The 15,457-nt window shown below is 62.7% G+C and carries 17 protein-coding genes; 4 read left to right on the top strand and 13 right to left on the bottom strand.

Annotation, left to right across the window (positions count from 1 at the left end; genetic code table 11):
- Nucleotides 1-622: electron transfer flavoprotein subunit alpha/FixB family protein (locus VEZ38_RS16940; RefSeq protein WP_324895530.1), on the top strand; the 622-nt coding region annotated here is incomplete at its 5' end.
- Nucleotides 623-915: 293 nt separating this feature from the next.
- Here the strand turns inward: VEZ38_RS16940 and VEZ38_RS16935 are convergent.
- The 12 genes from VEZ38_RS16935 to VEZ38_RS16880 form a co-directional block, all read right to left on the bottom strand.
- Nucleotides 916-1,131, bottom strand: coding sequence for a CDGSH iron-sulfur domain-containing protein (locus VEZ38_RS16935; RefSeq protein ID WP_324895528.1), 216 nt, complete (start codon nucleotides 1,129-1,131; stop codon nucleotides 916-918).
- A gap of 85 nt (nucleotides 1,132-1,216) precedes the next feature.
- Nucleotides 1,217-1,675, bottom strand: a complete 459-nt coding sequence (locus VEZ38_RS16930) for a hypothetical protein (RefSeq protein WP_324895525.1) — start codon at nucleotides 1,673-1,675, stop codon at nucleotides 1,217-1,219.
- A 5-nt stretch (nucleotides 1,676-1,680) separates the two neighbouring features.
- On the bottom strand, nucleotides 1,681-2,466 hold the full coding sequence (locus VEZ38_RS16925; protein WP_324895523.1) for a hypothetical protein: 786 nt from the start codon (nucleotides 2,464-2,466) through the stop codon (nucleotides 1,681-1,683).
- A gap of 278 nt (nucleotides 2,467-2,744) precedes the next feature.
- Nucleotides 2,745-3,848: a Gfo/Idh/MocA family oxidoreductase gene (locus VEZ38_RS16920; protein ID WP_324895521.1), complete on the bottom strand. Its 1,104-nt coding sequence runs from the start codon at nucleotides 3,846-3,848 to the stop codon at nucleotides 2,745-2,747.
- Between the two features lie 194 nt (nucleotides 3,849-4,042).
- Nucleotides 4,043-4,411, bottom strand: a complete 369-nt coding sequence (locus VEZ38_RS16915; protein ID WP_324895519.1) for an STAS domain-containing protein — start codon at nucleotides 4,409-4,411, stop codon at nucleotides 4,043-4,045.
- A complete protein-coding gene (locus VEZ38_RS16910; RefSeq protein WP_324895517.1) occupies nucleotides 4,404-4,853 on the bottom strand; it encodes an ATP-binding protein in 450 nt (149 codons plus the stop codon). The genes VEZ38_RS16915 and VEZ38_RS16910 overlap by 8 nt, the downstream gene beginning before the upstream one ends.
- 60 nt (nucleotides 4,854-4,913) lie before the next feature.
- Nucleotides 4,914-6,671: a BTAD domain-containing putative transcriptional regulator gene (locus VEZ38_RS16905; RefSeq protein WP_324895515.1), complete on the bottom strand. Its 1,758-nt coding sequence runs from the start codon at nucleotides 6,669-6,671 to the stop codon at nucleotides 4,914-4,916.
- The gene (locus VEZ38_RS16900) at nucleotides 6,668-8,299 is read right to left on the bottom strand and encodes a PP2C family protein-serine/threonine phosphatase (RefSeq protein ID WP_324895513.1); all 1,632 of its coding nucleotides are present in this window, start codon (nucleotides 8,297-8,299) and stop codon (nucleotides 6,668-6,670) included. The genes VEZ38_RS16905 and VEZ38_RS16900 overlap by 4 nt, the downstream gene beginning before the upstream one ends.
- Complete coding sequence (locus tag VEZ38_RS16895; RefSeq protein WP_324895511.1) at nucleotides 8,292-9,893, bottom strand: PP2C family protein-serine/threonine phosphatase; 1,602 nt, start codon at nucleotides 9,891-9,893, stop codon at nucleotides 8,292-8,294. The genes VEZ38_RS16900 and VEZ38_RS16895 overlap by 8 nt, the downstream gene beginning before the upstream one ends.
- A gap of 169 nt (nucleotides 9,894-10,062) precedes the next feature.
- Nucleotides 10,063-10,758 carry a hypothetical protein gene (locus VEZ38_RS16890; RefSeq protein ID WP_324895509.1) on the bottom strand — a complete coding sequence of 232 codons (696 nt, stop codon included), beginning with the start codon at nucleotides 10,756-10,758 and terminating at the stop codon, nucleotides 10,063-10,065.
- A gap of 159 nt (nucleotides 10,759-10,917) precedes the next feature.
- Nucleotides 10,918-11,808: a formyltetrahydrofolate deformylase gene (gene purU, locus VEZ38_RS16885; protein WP_324895508.1), complete on the bottom strand. Its 891-nt coding sequence runs from the start codon at nucleotides 11,806-11,808 to the stop codon at nucleotides 10,918-10,920.
- Nucleotides 11,809-11,876: 68 nt separating this feature from the next.
- The gene (locus VEZ38_RS16880) at nucleotides 11,877-13,007 is read right to left on the bottom strand and encodes a deoxyribonuclease IV (protein ID WP_324895505.1); all 1,131 of its coding nucleotides are present in this window, start codon (nucleotides 13,005-13,007) and stop codon (nucleotides 11,877-11,879) included.
- 176 nt (nucleotides 13,008-13,183) lie between these two features.
- Here VEZ38_RS16880 and VEZ38_RS16875 point away from each other — a divergent pair, with 176 nt between their 5' ends.
- A complete protein-coding gene (locus VEZ38_RS16875) occupies nucleotides 13,184-13,615 on the top strand; it encodes a DUF2621 family protein (RefSeq protein ID WP_324895503.1) in 432 nt (143 codons plus the stop codon).
- A 41-nt stretch (nucleotides 13,616-13,656) separates the two neighbouring features.
- Here VEZ38_RS16875 and VEZ38_RS16870 read toward each other — a convergent pair whose 3' ends face one another.
- Nucleotides 13,657-14,295 carry an L-fuculose-phosphate aldolase gene (locus VEZ38_RS16870; protein ID WP_324895501.1) on the bottom strand — a complete coding sequence of 213 codons (639 nt, stop codon included), beginning with the start codon at nucleotides 14,293-14,295 and terminating at the stop codon, nucleotides 13,657-13,659.
- Nucleotides 14,296-14,455: 160 nt separating this feature from the next.
- On the opposite strand from VEZ38_RS16870, the gene VEZ38_RS16865 reads away from it, so the two are divergent.
- Nucleotides 14,456-14,737 carry an autorepressor SdpR family transcription factor gene (locus tag VEZ38_RS16865; protein WP_324895499.1) on the top strand — a complete coding sequence of 94 codons (282 nt, stop codon included), beginning with the start codon at nucleotides 14,456-14,458 and terminating at the stop codon, nucleotides 14,735-14,737.
- Nucleotides 14,737-15,363: a DUF1648 domain-containing protein gene (locus VEZ38_RS16860; protein WP_324895497.1), complete on the top strand. Its 627-nt coding sequence runs from the start codon at nucleotides 14,737-14,739 to the stop codon at nucleotides 15,361-15,363. The genes VEZ38_RS16865 and VEZ38_RS16860 overlap by 1 nt, the downstream gene beginning before the upstream one ends.
- Nucleotides 15,364-15,457 lie beyond the last annotated feature (94 nt).

Here is a 15,457-nt window from a genome sequence, read left to right as displayed (position 1 = left end):
CGCGACCGCGGTGGAGCCCGGCGCGGATGCGGGCGCGCCGCCGGTGTTTACGCGCCCGTTGTACGCGGGCAAGGCGCTGGAGCGGCGAACGGCGGCGGAGCCGTTCGTCGCGACGATCCGCCCGAACAACGTGCGGGCGGCGGACGTCGTCGACGGCGCGGGGCCGGCCGCCGTCGTCGCGATCGAGCCCGCGGCGGCGTCGCTGCGGGCGGTCGTGAAGGACGTCGTCCGCAAGACGTCCAGCAAGATCGACCTGAGCGAAGCGAAGGTCGTCGTCTCCGGCGGCCGCGGAGTCAAGAGCGCCGAAGGGTTCGCGCCGCTGCAGGCGCTCGCGGACGCGCTCGGCGGCGCGGTCGGCGCCTCCCGCGGCGCCTGCGACGCCGGCTACTGCGACTACGCGCTGCAGATCGGACAGACGGGCAAGGTCGTCACGCCCGAGCTGTACATCGCCTGCGGCATCTCCGGCGCGATCCAGCACCTCGCCGGCATGAGCGGCTCTCGCGTCATCGTCGCCATTAACAAAGACCCGGAGGCGCCGATTTTCAAGGTGGCGGATTATGGCATCGTCGGCGACCTATTCGACGTCGTGCCGCTGCTGACCGAGGCGTTCCGCAAGACGTAACCCCGCCCCGCTCAAAAAAACCGGCCCCGCTCGCGTATCCTCGCGATCGGGGCCGGTTTGCAAGTACCGGGTAAAAGCTTGCGTTATCGGCTTGCTCTCCAAGCGTCGAACTGCTTCTTATACTCCGCGACGAAAGCGTCGAGGCCGGCGGCCTTCGGACTTGGCGCCGGCGTACCTGCGGCTGGCGGCCGCTCTGGTTCGACGCCGAGCTCGGCGGCTTCATCGTGGAGGGATAAACCTATATGCGAAACAACCCGGCCTCTTCGCGAGACCGGGTTGCCGCATATCCGAACCTATTCCTTCTTCGCCCTCGGCGCGCTCTCGAAGCCGACCGACTTGTGGGTGCCGTCGCAAAACGGCTTATTCCCCGACGCGCCGCACCGGCACAGCGAGAACGACTCCTTGTGCTCGAAGACATTCCCTTCCGCATCCACCAGCTCCACCGGACCGGTGACGCGAAGCGATCCGTTGTCGTTCACCTTGATCGTGACTTTCGTCTCCTCTGCCATGAACAACCTTCCTCCTAGCGGCTATCGCCAATCGTAGTATCCTATAGGAAATTCGGTACGGCACGCCGAATTTCCTGCTTTTCCTTTACCGGGTCACCGCCATGCCGATCGCGAAATGACTCCGTAGAATTCCCTGCACCAGCTCCGCCTGCGCCTCCTCGCACGTGACGATCAGGATGACGTCGCCGCTCGGTTCTCGCCGGGAGCGCGCCCGCTTCTTCCGCCGGCGCAGCAGGTAGAGCAAGCCGCTCAGCAAGAAGCCGAAGAGAAGGCCGAAGCCGGCGCCGAGCAGTCCCCAGATGACAGGTCCCCACGTCCAGACGAATCCCTTGCTCGCGCCGATCGTCGAGAAGAGGAACGCGAAGATGAACGCCTTGTCCACGAACGAGACGCCGTCCGCCCGGTGCAGCGTATCCATCAGCCTCGGTTCGTCGAGATTCGCCTCCAACGGCACCGCATAGATGTCCTTGACGCCCTTCGTCTCCAGCTCCGAGACGGCCAACTCCACGAAAGAACTATATTCGAACGTCGCGAAAATTTGCAATGTCCTCACCCCGCCTGTCCCGGCCTGACGATTTTGCCCGGCGGCTGGTATTTCCGCAGCAAATATTGTTTCATCTCGTCGGCGAACAATTTATTGCTTTCAACGGCATTCGTATACGCGTCGTAAATCGTAAAGAAATAAAACGACGGAAAATATAACGTCCATTGCGGGTCGAGCACGGCATTGGACGCACGGAGATCGCCGATAATCAAATAATGGAGCGATAATAAAATATTGGATCCGCTCACGATGACCAGCGTATTGACCAACACGAATGCGGAGAAGAGGATCCGATGCAGATACAATTGACCTACGCTCGGGATGCCCGCCGACCAGAGCGCCGCGAGCCACGGCTTCCGCTGGTCCAAATAATTGATCTCGAAGGCGCCGATGTTGAAGGTGCTGTACGAACCGCCTTCCCGATGCGCGAGCACGTACTCCTTGTTCATATCGACGGTCGTTCGGTAGCTGTCCCAGACCGCAAATAAATACACCGGAATGTACATGCTCATGAATTTGGGGTCTAACGCCGCCTTCGCCGCTTGAAAATCGCCGTTAAAGCTGTACACCATGGCGAGGTTTAGATGAATTTTCTGATTGATGTAAAATTCCCAGACGATGAGCGCATACCCGCGTAAATATTTATTCAGCAGCAAATGCCCGAAGCCCGGAAACGCCATCGACCATGCGGCGATCACGTACGGACTGCGAAGATGAAGCTGCGTCGTGCCCAGCATGCTGACGAATGCCTTGTACCGCCGGTTTCTTTGCTTTTTCCGGAAGTTGTCCATGTTGGATCCACCCCGCGATTCCTAAGATGTATCCGTAGTTTCACCAACGAAGGAAATTCCATCCGCGGGCCCCGCCCTCTAACGGTAAGGAAGCCGGATCATCGAATACAACGTCCCCTTCTCCGGAAAATGCTACCCTCTCCGCAGCCCCTCCCGCGGCTTGCCCTCGTTCGACTCGAGTCCGCCGAAGGCGTACGGGAAACGCGAGTCGAACGTGCCGACGTCCGGCAGCGCGCGCGTGCGGCCGTTCCGGTAAACGATACATCGCTCCTCCCCGCTCAGCCTCCCGCCGGATTGACGATGACGCGCGAGCCGTCCGGATGCGCGCAGTACGCTTCGAACAGCTTGGCGATTTCGAGCGACGCGTCGAGCCCGCCCTTGACCGGCGGCGTCCCGTTCATGACGCATTCGCAAAAATACAGCACTTCCGGCACATACCCGAGGTAGAATAAATTTTTGTTATACAACTGCCCGAGCGAAAATTCCGGCTCCCACGTCAGCGGCGCCTCCTCGTCCGGCACGAGATACGACGCGGAGCGCCCGTATGCGGGGCGGCTCGCGGGGCGGTGATACGTCACCTTCACCCCGTTGTCGACGACGACGTTCGCCCCTTCGCCGACGAGCTCGAGCCGCTCCAGCGGGCTGCTGCCGGAGATGCCGGCGGTCATATGCAGCGTCCCGACCGCCCCGGAGGCGAACCGAATCGACGTCACGCTGCCGCCGTTATGCGGCTCTCGGTCGAAGTAGATCGACTCGATCGGTCCCATGAGGTAATGAAGCACCGCCGCCGGATGGTAAATGTGATCTAGCAGCGACGTCACGTTGCGCAAATCCTGCCGCTCCTCGAACGGGGGCATCGGCTGCGGATACCGCACGTAAATGGACGACGGCCGTCCGAATTCCGGCGCGCCCGACAGCTCCTTCGCCTTCTCGATCGCCGGGAAAAACACCTTCTTCAGCCCTGTCATGACGTACTTGCCCGACGACGCGCTCGCCGCTTGCAGCTCCTTCACCTCGGCGACGCTCGCCGCCGTCGGCTTCTCCATCCATACGTGTATGCCGCGAGCGAGCGCATCGAGGGCGAGCCCCGTCGCCTGCACGGTGCCGTCCGGGTGGTAAGCGGTTACAATAAACGCCGCGTCCGGCTGCTCCTTTTCCAGCATGTCGATGTGGTTCGTATACGTCCGCGCCGCGCCGAACTGCCGGGCGTACGCCGCCGCGCGCTCCCCGTCCTTGTCGCAGATCGCGACAAGCTCCACCGGCGCATACTGGAACGTCGGGTATACGTTGCGGAACGAATGGCCCCCGGCCCCGATAAAGCAGACGCGGAGCTTTCGCTCGTACTCGTGGTTGTATTTCACGAACGGTTGGCTTTCCCTCATGTTCTCCCCCATCCCTTCGCATGGCTTGCTTCCATTGTAAGGATGCGGCGGGCCGGGCGTAAACTCCAAATATCGCGGTGCCCTGAAAATTCCCGTCTCCCGCCCCTTCGATAATCCGATATTCGTGAAATATTCCGATATGCCCGGTTTACCGACACGCCCCCGCCGGAGAGCCGGCGAGGGCGCGGGATCGTTTACGGGTTCGATTCTTGCTCCAGCCGCTCGGCCACGGCATGCTCGCTCTGGTAGATCGCCATATATTCCGTCAACCCGACCATGCGGAACAGCTTCTGATAATGCCCGCTCACCCCGAAGGCGTACGAGCGGTACCCGGCCTTCCGGCCGAGCCTTACGAGGCGAATGAGCGCGGCGATGCCGGCGCTGTTAATGTACGGCACCCCGGTGAAATCCAGCACCAGCGCCGATTTGCCGCCCTCCAGGCCATCCTGCCATGGGCGAAGCCCCAGCAGGACGTCTTCGGCTTGCTTCGTCAAGTCGCCTTCGATGACTAGCAGCGTATAAATCCCTTCCTCCCGAATCGTCGCCTTGCACTCGTTATGCATCGCCGCTCCCTCCCTCGATCAAGCGAAACGTCAACTCCGTACAAAACCCATGTTCTCCGCGGTAGAAGCGGAGCTGATCCGCCAGCTCCTCCATGAGCAACACGCCCCAGCCGCGGGCGCTGCCCTCTTCCGTCATCGGCCCCCGTCTTTCCGGCCGCCCCTCCTCGAGGCCCGGGCCTTCATCGTATACCCGGCAGCGCAGGAAGGCTCCCGTATGCTCGCACTCTACGCGCACGCACCGTTTCGGATCCGCGCCGTTGCCATGCTCCGCCGCGTTCAAGCATGCCTCCGCCAATGCGCTGACCACGTCCTCGGCTCGTTCGGGAGGGAAGCCGGCATTCCGAGCCATCGTCCGAACATCCGCCAACACGCGTTTCTCTTCGCCCCACCGGCTTGGATACACCCAATGCATGCGAACGCCTCCCCCGGAATCCCGCTCCATGCCCATCCCTCCTTTCGACGACCGTTCCCTTGATCTTACAACGCTGCGCTTACAACATTCTTACAGTCCGTCCGCGAGGCGCTTCGTCTCCGGGGAAGGGCGTTCGCCGTCCTCCGCAAGCAGCCGCCGCTCGAACGCCTCGAACAGCCGCTTCGCCTCCGCCGTCCGCCCGGTTCGCGCGTAAAGCCGCAGCAGCTCCTGCACGGCCGGCTCCTGCAGCGGCGCCAGCTCCGCCCGCATTCGAAGGAAGCGCTCCTCCCGCTCCGTCTCGTTCCGTTCCCGAGCTCCCGCGGCCAGCCGCTCCAAAATGCGCTCCTGCTTCCATTCCAGTTCGTCGCGCAGCCGCGCCAGCCATTCGACGTACGGCAGCTTCGGGAGGAGCGACCCGTATAGCTCCGCGGCGGATTCGTACAGCTCTTCCGATACGTCGGCTTGCGTCGGATGCAGCTGATCCGCGACGCGCACGAGCGTCGTGTACTTCTCGACGTCGACCTCCTCCACGCGGTGCTCCGGCAGCGCGACGACGCCGTCCCGCAGCGCGGCGCCGTCCTCCCAGCCGCAGCTTTCCTTAAGCGCCCTATTGACTTCATAGATCGCCACGTACAGCTGATTCGACGCCTTCGACGGTTCCGCGTCCGGAAACAACGCGTCGAGCACCTGCTCTTTCGGCGCCGCATGTCCGGGCCGAAGGAGCAGGAAAATAAACAACTCTTCCGCCTTCTTGCGTTTCCACTTCGGCTCGGGGACAAGCGCGCCTTGTCGTTCGATTCGAAGGCCGCCGAAACAGCGGATCCGGACAGGCGCAGGCCCCGTCTCTTCGACAGGTTCGGAAGCCGGCGCATCCGACGCCCCCCCGCCTGCCCGGACGGCGACTGCCGCGAGCTCGATCGCCGGGCGGTATTCCGGCGGCAAGCCGAGTTCGAACAACGCTTCCGCTTCGAGGAGCTCCGCCTCCGCGCCGCCGCGATCCCCTCGGCGCGCCCGCGCGGCGGCCGTCAGCAGAAGTCTTTCCATCCGATGCTCGACCGCGCCGGGGAATCGGCTCGCCAGCTCCTCCGCAAGCGCCTCCGCCTCCCGAACGTCGCCGGGCTCTCCGCCCTCCAGCAGCTTCGCCCGCAACGCGGCGGCGCGCGCCGTCAGCCGCTCATAAGCGCCGAGCGGCGCCTCCGGCCGAATCCGCCCGCGTCCGAACGCCTCGGCATGCCAGCCGTAGGCTTCGTTCCACAGCGCTTTCTGCGCCAGGCGGCGCTGCATCGCCGCGGCGCGAGCGTCGAACCCCGCCGCTTCCGGCGCAGCCGCGCCGGCGAGACGCTTCCACGCGAAGACCGCGCTTGACGCCCGCTCCGGACGGTCCTCGTCGACGAATGCGTACACGGCTTCCTCAAGATGCAGCAGACGTTGGCGCGTATTCCATCCGATCGCGTATCCGCCGAAGCCGAGCGCGAATGCCGAATCGGCGCGTCCGCCGGCCGCCTCTTCCCCGTCCCAAATTTCTTCGGATAGAAAACGGAGCCCGACCGCCGCCTCGCCCGTCTCGCCAAGCCGCAGGTCGAGGCAAGCGAGCCAAGCGATCGCCGCGCGCATCGGTCCCGTCTCTCCCAGCCGTCCGAACCCGCGAACCGCCGTCGACAACGCCGCCCTTGCCTCGGCGTAACCGCCCTCGTCCATCCGCTTGCGCCCATAGGCGGCGGCGACCACCGGCGAGCGCGTCCACCAGTCGGTCGGCACGCGCGCCGGCCCGTCCGGCGGCCATTCCCCCGCAAGCTCGATGACTCGGCATTCCAAGGCAAACAAGACGTCGCCGCTTGCCTCCTTCACGATACCGCTCCCCCCTTCCCCGTCGCGGTCAGCGTTCTCGAACGCGCCGCGTCGGGAACGTACCGGAGCATTACTAGCGTTCTGTCGTCGTCGGATGCCGCGCCGCTCCGGGGCGGCAGCCCTTCCGTTATCCGCCGCACCGCTTCGCTCGCGTCCTGGTCGCCCGGCAGCTCCGCGAGCAGCCGCTCCAAGCCGTCGAAGCCGAGCATGCCGCCTTCCCCGCGCTCCGCCTCGACGATGCCGTCCGTATAGAGCAGCACACCGTCGCCCGGGCGGAGGAGCGTCGTCGTCTCCCGATACGCCGCTTCCGGGTCGATGCCGAGCGGAAGCGCCCCCCGGACCTCCAGCTCCTCCGTTCGCCCGCCGCGAAGGACGTACGGCGCCACATGCCCCGCCGACGCGTACGTCCATACGCCGCTGGCGGGGTCCCAAAACCCGACGCCCATCGTCACATACATCCGGCCCTTCAGCGTCTCCGCGAACGCCGCATTCAGCTTCCCTAGCGTCTGCGCGGGCGTCGCGCCTTCCCGAATCGCTTTCCGGAACAGCGCGAGCGCCGCGGTCACCAGCATGGAGGCCGGCATCCCCTTGCCCGAGACGTCTCCGATCATCACGGCGAAGCCGCCTTCCCCGCGTTCCGCAATATCGAACACATCCCCGCCGACCTCCCGGCACGGCGACGAGACGGCCGCAATCTCGAAACCGCTCAGCCGGCGTCTCGTGTCGGGAAGCAGCCGCTTCTGCACCTGATAGGCAAGCCGCAGCTCCCTTCGCATCTCCTCCGACGCCTGTTGCATACGACGCTGCAAGGCGTTGAACGATTCCGCGAGGTCCCCGAGCTCGTCCGCCGAAACGACCGGGATCGGACGCCTGTCTGCCGCGCCGCCGTCGAGCAAGCCCCGAAGCTGCGAGAGCGCCGTCCTCACGGCATCCCGCAGCTCATAGAGAAGAAGGGAAAATATCGTGAGGCAGAAGACGAACCGCACGGCGAGAACGACTGCCAAATCCCACAAGTTAGGGTTCGAGCGGCCTTGCTCGTAAATAAAATCCACCCCGGCCGACGCCATAATAAAGAAACAGCTCAACGACGCGACGCCCAACGGGACGACGACGCTCGATCGCCGCCCGGGCAGGCGCGACTCGCCCCCGAGCCGAATCAGATGGGGCCGGACGGCGCGGCGGCACAAGGCATAAATCAACGTGCCGATCACGAGCGCGGTCGTCATCTCGTTGATCAAGCTATACGTTAAACTCGTAACGTACGCCGGCGTCAGCGACGAGAACGAAAAGCCGCCGCGCGCCAGCTCGGCAAGATGATATAACGCCGAAAGCGCGGCGGACAACGCCAACAACCACGCGAACAACCGGCCCGGCAGCGTCATGTATCGGAACAGCCGCTCCTTCGGTTCCGAGCCGGCGTCGACCCAGCGTCGAGCCAAAGCGAGCAGCGCCGCGACGATGATGAAATTCCCGGCCATGATCGCGGGAATGTTGAAGCGGAGCAAAACCCGCAGCGAGATATGGTTTAAAAATACGTTGGACATCGTCAGCAGGACGGTCCCGACCGCGACGGCCGCCGCCGAGACGGCGAACAGTTGCAAGAGCAGCGTCCGCCTCGCGTTATCCATGGAACATCGCCTCCCCCGCCGAACGCTCCTTCCAATCCGCGATCAGCAACGTTCGATCCGTTTTGCGCGCCGGCGCCGCTTGGGCCCTAGAGGCGAGCCAATCGGCGAGCGCCTCCGCGCTCAGCCCCGCAGGCGCCGCCGCCAACGCGCGCTCGATCGCGCGATATCCGTTCTCGTCCGCCTCGGACCGGTAATGCTCCGCGAAGCCGCTCGTAAAAAAAATCAGCCGGTCGCCCGCCTCGATCTCCCAGCGTTCCGAACGATACGCCGCATTCGGTTCGGCGCCCAACGGCAGCGCCCGGATCTCGTTCATTCGAGGCGCGCCGCCGCGCAGGAGCACCGGCGACGTCTGGCCGGCGCCCGCGTATTCGACGAGGCCGAACGCCGAATCGACGATCGCGAGCCCCAGCGTCACGAACGCCTCTCCCCCGCCCGTCTCCCACACGGAGGCGTTCAAGCGGGACAACACTTCCCCGGCTCCGCCGCCGCCTCTCAGCTCCGTCCGAAGCAGCATCGCCGTCGCCGTCATCATGAGCGCGGCGGATACGCCCTCTCCGGATACCTCCCCGATCGCCAGCGCCGCGCGGCCGTCCGCCAGGCGAATGCAGTCGTGAAAGTCGCTCCCGACCGCCTTCGCGGCGCGGTGCTCGCAGAGTACGCTCATGCCGTCGAACGTCTGCCGCTTCGGCGGAAACAACATCCGCTGCACCGATTCCGCCAACGCCAAGTCGTTCCGCAGCTCCTCGTCTTCCTTGGCCGCCTTCGTCCGCAGCGCGTTGATGACCGCGGCCAGCTCCCCGACTTCGTCGCGCGTCGCGATCGGCAGCATGCGCGTCTGACCGCGTACGTCTTGGCGGATCAGCGAACGGATCGCGGCCGACAGTCCCCGCAGCTCCTTGCGGAACGCGAAGAAGAAAGCCATCGCCACGCCGGCCGCGACCGTCATCGCCGTCAAGCTGACGATCGCGACGGCTGCCGCGCTCGGCGCGGCTTCTTCCAGCAAGATGTTGCGTATGTACCAGATCGGCGGAATCGCCGTAAACGCCATCCCCGCGACGAACACGGCCAACCATAGCGGCACGAACGAGCTCGTCCGCGAAGGCGGCGCGTGAAGCGCTCGGAGGCGATGCAAGTGGGGACGGAGCAGCCGCTGGGCCGCCGCCATAAAGACGAAGGCCAGCGTCCAACCGAACGCTTGCTCGACGACGAGATGGCGGATGACCAGTTCGTCGAAAGGCCGAAACCGAAACCAATACACTTCTAATGTATGATAGAGCGCGGAGAAAAACGTGCCGAAGGCAAGCACGGCGACGAACGCTTCGTTCGGGAAGCGCGTGAGCCGCAGGAATGCCTCCTTCTCGGTCATCGTCTTGCTGGACGCGTCGTCCAGGAAAGCCTCCACCGGCCGCAGGCGATGTACGGTGAATGCGTGAAGCAGGAACGCGAACGCGAAACAGCCTCCGGCGACGAAGTAGAAGTCGAATCGGAAAATATGCCGGATCGAGGACCCGTCGATCCCGACGTTATACCCGTTCATGAACAGAACGGCGACGACGGCCGTCGTGTAGAGGAAGACGATCAGCGGCTTCAGCAACGGCGAGCTCCCCCTTGAAGCAGTCATTGGTAGCACTACTTTCGCCCTAACCGCCGCCGATTCCTTCCGAACGAAAAAAAACCGGATTGTGCCGCCCCCCTCCCCAAAAAAACAAGCCCCGGCCCGGAAATATCGGGTCGAGGCGATGCGCAACGGGAAAGGTCCATGGTTACTGGATCGCCTGCTGCTCCTCTTCGGAGATAAAATACATATGAATGTCGTAATGCGGAATTTCAAAGCCCGGGTGTCCGGCCGGCTGGAACTCGATGTCCGTCTGCACGACGGCCGGCGATGGCACGCCCTTCATGCCGGGAAGGTTGACATGGTTTTTTCCGTCGACGAAATCCGTCTGCGCGATCATGTATTCTAAAAATACGAGTTTGCCTTTGTAGACGCCATAGATCGGACCGTTCGGCATGTCGCCGGCCGCCGGGTTCGCCCAATGTTCGCCCATCGCCGGCACGACGACCGGATCGAGCTGGATCGTCCCCGCGGGCAGCGCAAGAATGTATGCCTCGAGGTGCTCCGGATCCCAAGACACTTGTTGCGCGCCGACCGCCTTCGCGAGTTCCCGGATCCAAGCAGTCGCGACGCCGCCCCTCATCTTCACGCCTTCGACCGTCACCCCGTTTAAGACGGCCGTCTTCCCGTTCACCGTCGCCTCGAGCCCGAACAGCTCCGCGAACGCCGAGATGGAAGCATACACCTTGCCGCCGGCCGCATGGTTCGCCGTCGAGACGACCTCCACGCCGTTCACCAGCACCGTCAACTCCTTCGCCGCGTGCCCGGCGTGCGCCGATGCGCCCGATGCCGACCCGAGCGCCAAGCCGATCCCGAGCATCCATGCGATGACCTTTTTCTTCATACCACTCATCTCCTTGTTTCGTAAGATTCAAGGAGACTATAGCCAATGCATCTTACAAAAAACTTACAACCCCTTCAGAAAACGTCCCGCGATCGCAAAAAAGGCGCACGTTCGCCGCAGCGAACCGTGCGCCTTCCCTTCCCTGCAATGCCGGCGAAGCTAATTAAACACGACCGTCTTGTTTTCATGCACGAGAATGCGGTCCTCGAGGTGCCACTTGACGGCGCGGGCCAGCACCGTGCGCTCGATCATCCGCCCGATCCGCTTCAGATCGTCGACTTTGTCGCGGTGCGTGACGCGCTGCACGTCCTGCTCGATAATCGGCCCGCCGTCGAGCTCCTCCGTGACGTAATGCGCCGTCGCGCCGATGATCTTGACGCCGCGCCCGTGCGCCTGCCGGTACGGATTGCCCCCGATGAACGCCGGCAGGAACGAGTGATGAATGTTAATGATGCGATTGCGGTACACGTCGATAAACTTCGGCGAGACGATTTGCATGTAGCGCGCGAGCACGATCATGTCGGCGCCGTAGCGTTCGACCGCCTCGACCTGACGGCGCTCCGCCTCCGGCTTCGTCTCCGGCGTCACCGGAATGTGCACGTACGGAATGCCGAACGGATCGACGAGGCGCTTCATTTCCGGATGGTTGCTGACGACGACCGCGATATCGGCGTACAAATCCCCGGATTGCCACGACCAGAGCAGCTCGAGCAAGCAATGATCTTCCTTCGAGACGAAGACGGCTACCCGCTTCTTCACCGAAGCGAGGTAAAACCGGCAATCCATGCGGAATTTTTCCGCGATCGGCGCGAAGTCGGCTTCGAGCTCGCTGAGCCGGCCGGCCAAGCCTTCGAGGTCGAACTCGACCCGCATGAAAAACATGCCGCCTTCGGGATCTGCGCTGTATTGATCGGATTGCACGATATTCGCCCCATGCTCGAACAGAAACTTCGAGACGGTGGCGACGATGCCCGGACCGTCGGGGCAGGCGATCAACATGCGACCGCGGTCGGGGCTGACGACTTTCTTGGAGGTTTGTAACGGTATCATTTGGCGACGGCTCTCCTTCGTTATGCTAAGCTTTCCCGCTCATTGTTCGGCCGGACGTTGCCGACGGCTTACGCCAGCTTCGCGGCGCTTACGCCGGCGAGCCACGCGGTCAAGCGGTGGTTGATTTGCTCCTCGGTCAAGTTCGCGAACAGCTTGTCCTCGAATACCATATCGTACAGCCGCTCCATCGGCTCGCGCGGATCGGCCTTCTTCGCCTTCGCGTCGGACTTCAACGTCTCCCACGTGTTCACGACGAAGTCGCGATGATGCACGTCCTTCCCGCGGAAGTACGCTTCGAGCTCCTCGAGATGCGCAGCGAACTCGCTGCCGAACCGCTCGTGGTGGTCGCCGCGCAGCAGCGCGATTTCCGCCTCGTACATCGGCCGCTGCGTCGCGTCGTCCTTGCCGATCCACGGAGTCTCGAGAATCATCGGCAGATGCGCGAGCTGCTCGTGATCGACGATGCGCTTCATCGCTTCGAAGCCGATCCAGCCGGCGCCGACCGGCGCGTGACGGTCCTTGCCCGCGCCGCGCGGGTTTTTGCTGTCGTTCAGGTGAACGACCGCCAGCTTGTCCAGCCCGACGATGCGGTCGAACTCGTGCAGCACGCCGTCGAGGTCGTTCACGATGTCGTAGCCGGCGTCGTGGACGTGGCAGGTGTCAAGGCAAACCGTCAGGCGGCCGTTGTCCTCGACCGCTTCCATAATGCGAGCGATCTCCTCGAACGTGCGGCCGATCTCGGTTCCCTTCCCGGCCATCGTCTCGAGCGCGATCTTGACGTCGGTTTCCGAGGTGCCCTTCAGCACCTCGTTCAATCCTTCGGCGATGCGGGCGATGCCGTAATCGAGATCCTTTTCGGTATAAGCCCCGGGGTGGAGCACGATGTTCTTCACGCCGATGTAATGCGTGCGCCGCATCTCCTCCTGCAGGAAATCGACCGCGAGGTCGAACGTGTTGCCCTTGTACGAACCGAGGTTAATGATATACGGCGCGTGCACGACGATTTCGTCGATGCCGTTCGCCTTCATAATCTCGCGTCCTTCGTCGATAAATTGCTCTTCGATCGGCTTGCGCCGCGTGTTTTGCGGAGCCCCCGTGTAAATCATGAACGTGCTCGAGCCGTAGCTCGCGGCCTCGTTCGCGGCATTGATCAATCCCTTGTCCGAAAAGGACACATGCGACCCGATCTTCTTCGCCATCTATGAAAACTCCTTTCGCGCGCGTGCGGCGCGTCGTGTTCCGCGGATGCTATAGCAGTAGACAATCTCTACTATTGTACTTGATTTCGCGCCGCATGGAAACCGTCTCGGCGGACCGGCCTCCCTTGCTTCCCTCGCGGGGGAAATGGTACGATTTCCTAGAGGTGATCGCGATCATGCCGCAATGGATGGCTTGGTTTATCTTTTTCTGGGTATTTATCATGGTCGGGTTTATGGCCATCGGCGGATATTTCATGTTTCGAAAATTTCTGAAGGTGCTGCCGAAGCAGGACGGCAAATCGACGCTCGATTGGCAAAACCATTGGGTCGAATCGTCGCGCCATCTATGGACCGAGGACAGCAAGGCGTTCCTGTCGCGGCTCGTCGAGCCGGTGCCGGCCGCGTTTCGCGACATTGCGAAGCATTCGATCGCCGCGCGCATCGGGCAGCTGGCGATCGAACGCGGCGCGCCGGAGGTGACGCGCGAGCTTTGCGTGGAGGGCTATATCCTCGCCACGCCGCGCCGCGATTATAAGTTTTTACGCAAGTTTCTGGACGACGCCGGCATCGATTACGAACGATTCCGTCCGATGCTGGAAGGGCAATAGAAAAGCCGCGCCTGCAGGCGCGGCTTTTCCTTTGCCCTCCCCTATCGCCCGTACCCTTGGAACTTCTCGAACATTCGACGCACCTCGTCGTCCGGAATGATCGCAGGCCGCCCCATGCTCGCCGCCCGGACGTACACTTCCGCGCTGAACTCGACCGCTTCCGCTACGTTGAACGCATCGGCTAGATCGATCCCGCCCACGAGCAAGCCATGATTCGCGAGCAACACCGCCTTGCGGCCGATCATCCCTTCGTAGGCGTGCTCGGCAAGCTCCCGGGTCGCGAACGTCGCGTATTTCGAGCAGCGCACGGTCCCTCCCGCCAGGGAGAGCAAGTAGGATGCGGCCGGCAGATCGATCTGCAACGCCGCGATCGTCGCCGTGAACGGCGCATGCGTATGCACGACCGCGTTCAGATCGGTACGCCCTCGGTATACGATGCTATGCATGTCGAGCTCGCTCGACGGCTTCCGTTTCCCGTCCACGACTCGGCCTTCCAGGTCGAGCACGACGACGTCTTCGGCCGTAATCTGTTCGTACGCCATGCCGCTCGGGCTGATCGCCATCAAGTTCCGCTCCCGATTGCAAACGCTCAAGTTGCCCCCGGTGCCCCGCGTCAATCCATTACGAATCAGAAGTCGGCCGTATTCGGCGATAAGCTCTCTCTCTTCGCGCATTTCCATGTAGGCAGGTCCTCTCTTTCGCTCTCGAATATCATTGATTATATAACGGACCCTAGACAACACAAATACCTCTTGACAATGTATAGATAGAGTGATTAACTATTTAATAGTTAGATAATTATCTAAATATCTACGAACAAAAGGAGGCGGGGCATCGCGCATGTCGCTCAACGACGCGTTCAAAGCGCTGGCCGACCCGACGCGGCGAAAGATTCTCGATTTATTGAAGCAGGGCGACCTGACCGCAGGGGAAATCGCCGATCACTTCGATATGACGAAGCCGAGCATCTCGAACCACCTGAGCTTGCTGAAGCAAGCCGGTCTCGTCTGGGACGAACGCAAGGGCCAACACATCTTGTATTCGCTCAACACCACCGTATTCCAAGACGTCATGAAATGGATTTTGGACCTGCAGGACGCAGGAGAGAGGAAGGATCGCTAATGACTACTACAAACCTGAAGCGTTGGGGAATTCCCGCGGCGGCGGCGCTGATCGCGGCGGCGATCAGCTTGTATTACTACGCGGAGCTGCCGGAGATGATGGCGGTGCATTTCGGACCGTCCGACGAACCGGATCGGTACATGAACAAGGCGTTCGGCGCATTCCTGATGCCGGTCATCATGTTGTTCGTCACCGCGGTTACGAATGCGAGCGCCAAGCTCGAGCGGGACGAAAGCAAGCGTCGGCGCTTCGAGGGCGTGAACGACACGGTGAACGTCGTTGTCGTCGTGCTGCTGCTCGCCGTCCACCTGCTCACCGTCGGCTTCAACCTCGGTTATGCCATCCGGATCTCCCTCTTCGTGCCGCTCGCCGTCGGCCTCGTCTTCATCGCGGTCGGCAACGTGCTCCCGCGGGCGCCGCAAGGCACGCTGAGGGCGTTCCGCATGAAGGAAGAATATTACGCGAAATACGTCCGTATCCAGGGCCGGTTCATGGTCGTCGCCGGTTTCCTGATGGTGCTCTCGACGCTGCTTCCCGGGGAGGCCGGGATGTACTTTATGTTTTTCGTGATCGCCGCGCTCCTTATCTCCGTCATCGGCGGCGCGTCTTATTTCGCGAAGCGGTAACGGGAGACGAACGGCTGCCCGTCCCAGACGATCTCGGAGGCCGTCCGCCTCGAACGAATTTCTTCTTCCTCGAGCATGAGGAAGAAGTTTTTCG

This window comes from Paenibacillus sp., from assembly GCF_035645235.1.
GTDB lineage: Bacteria > Bacillota > Bacilli > Paenibacillales > YIM-B00363 > Paenibacillus_AE.
Note: the sequence above shows the minus strand (reverse complement) of the source record. Positions and strands in the feature narration are given on the sequence as shown.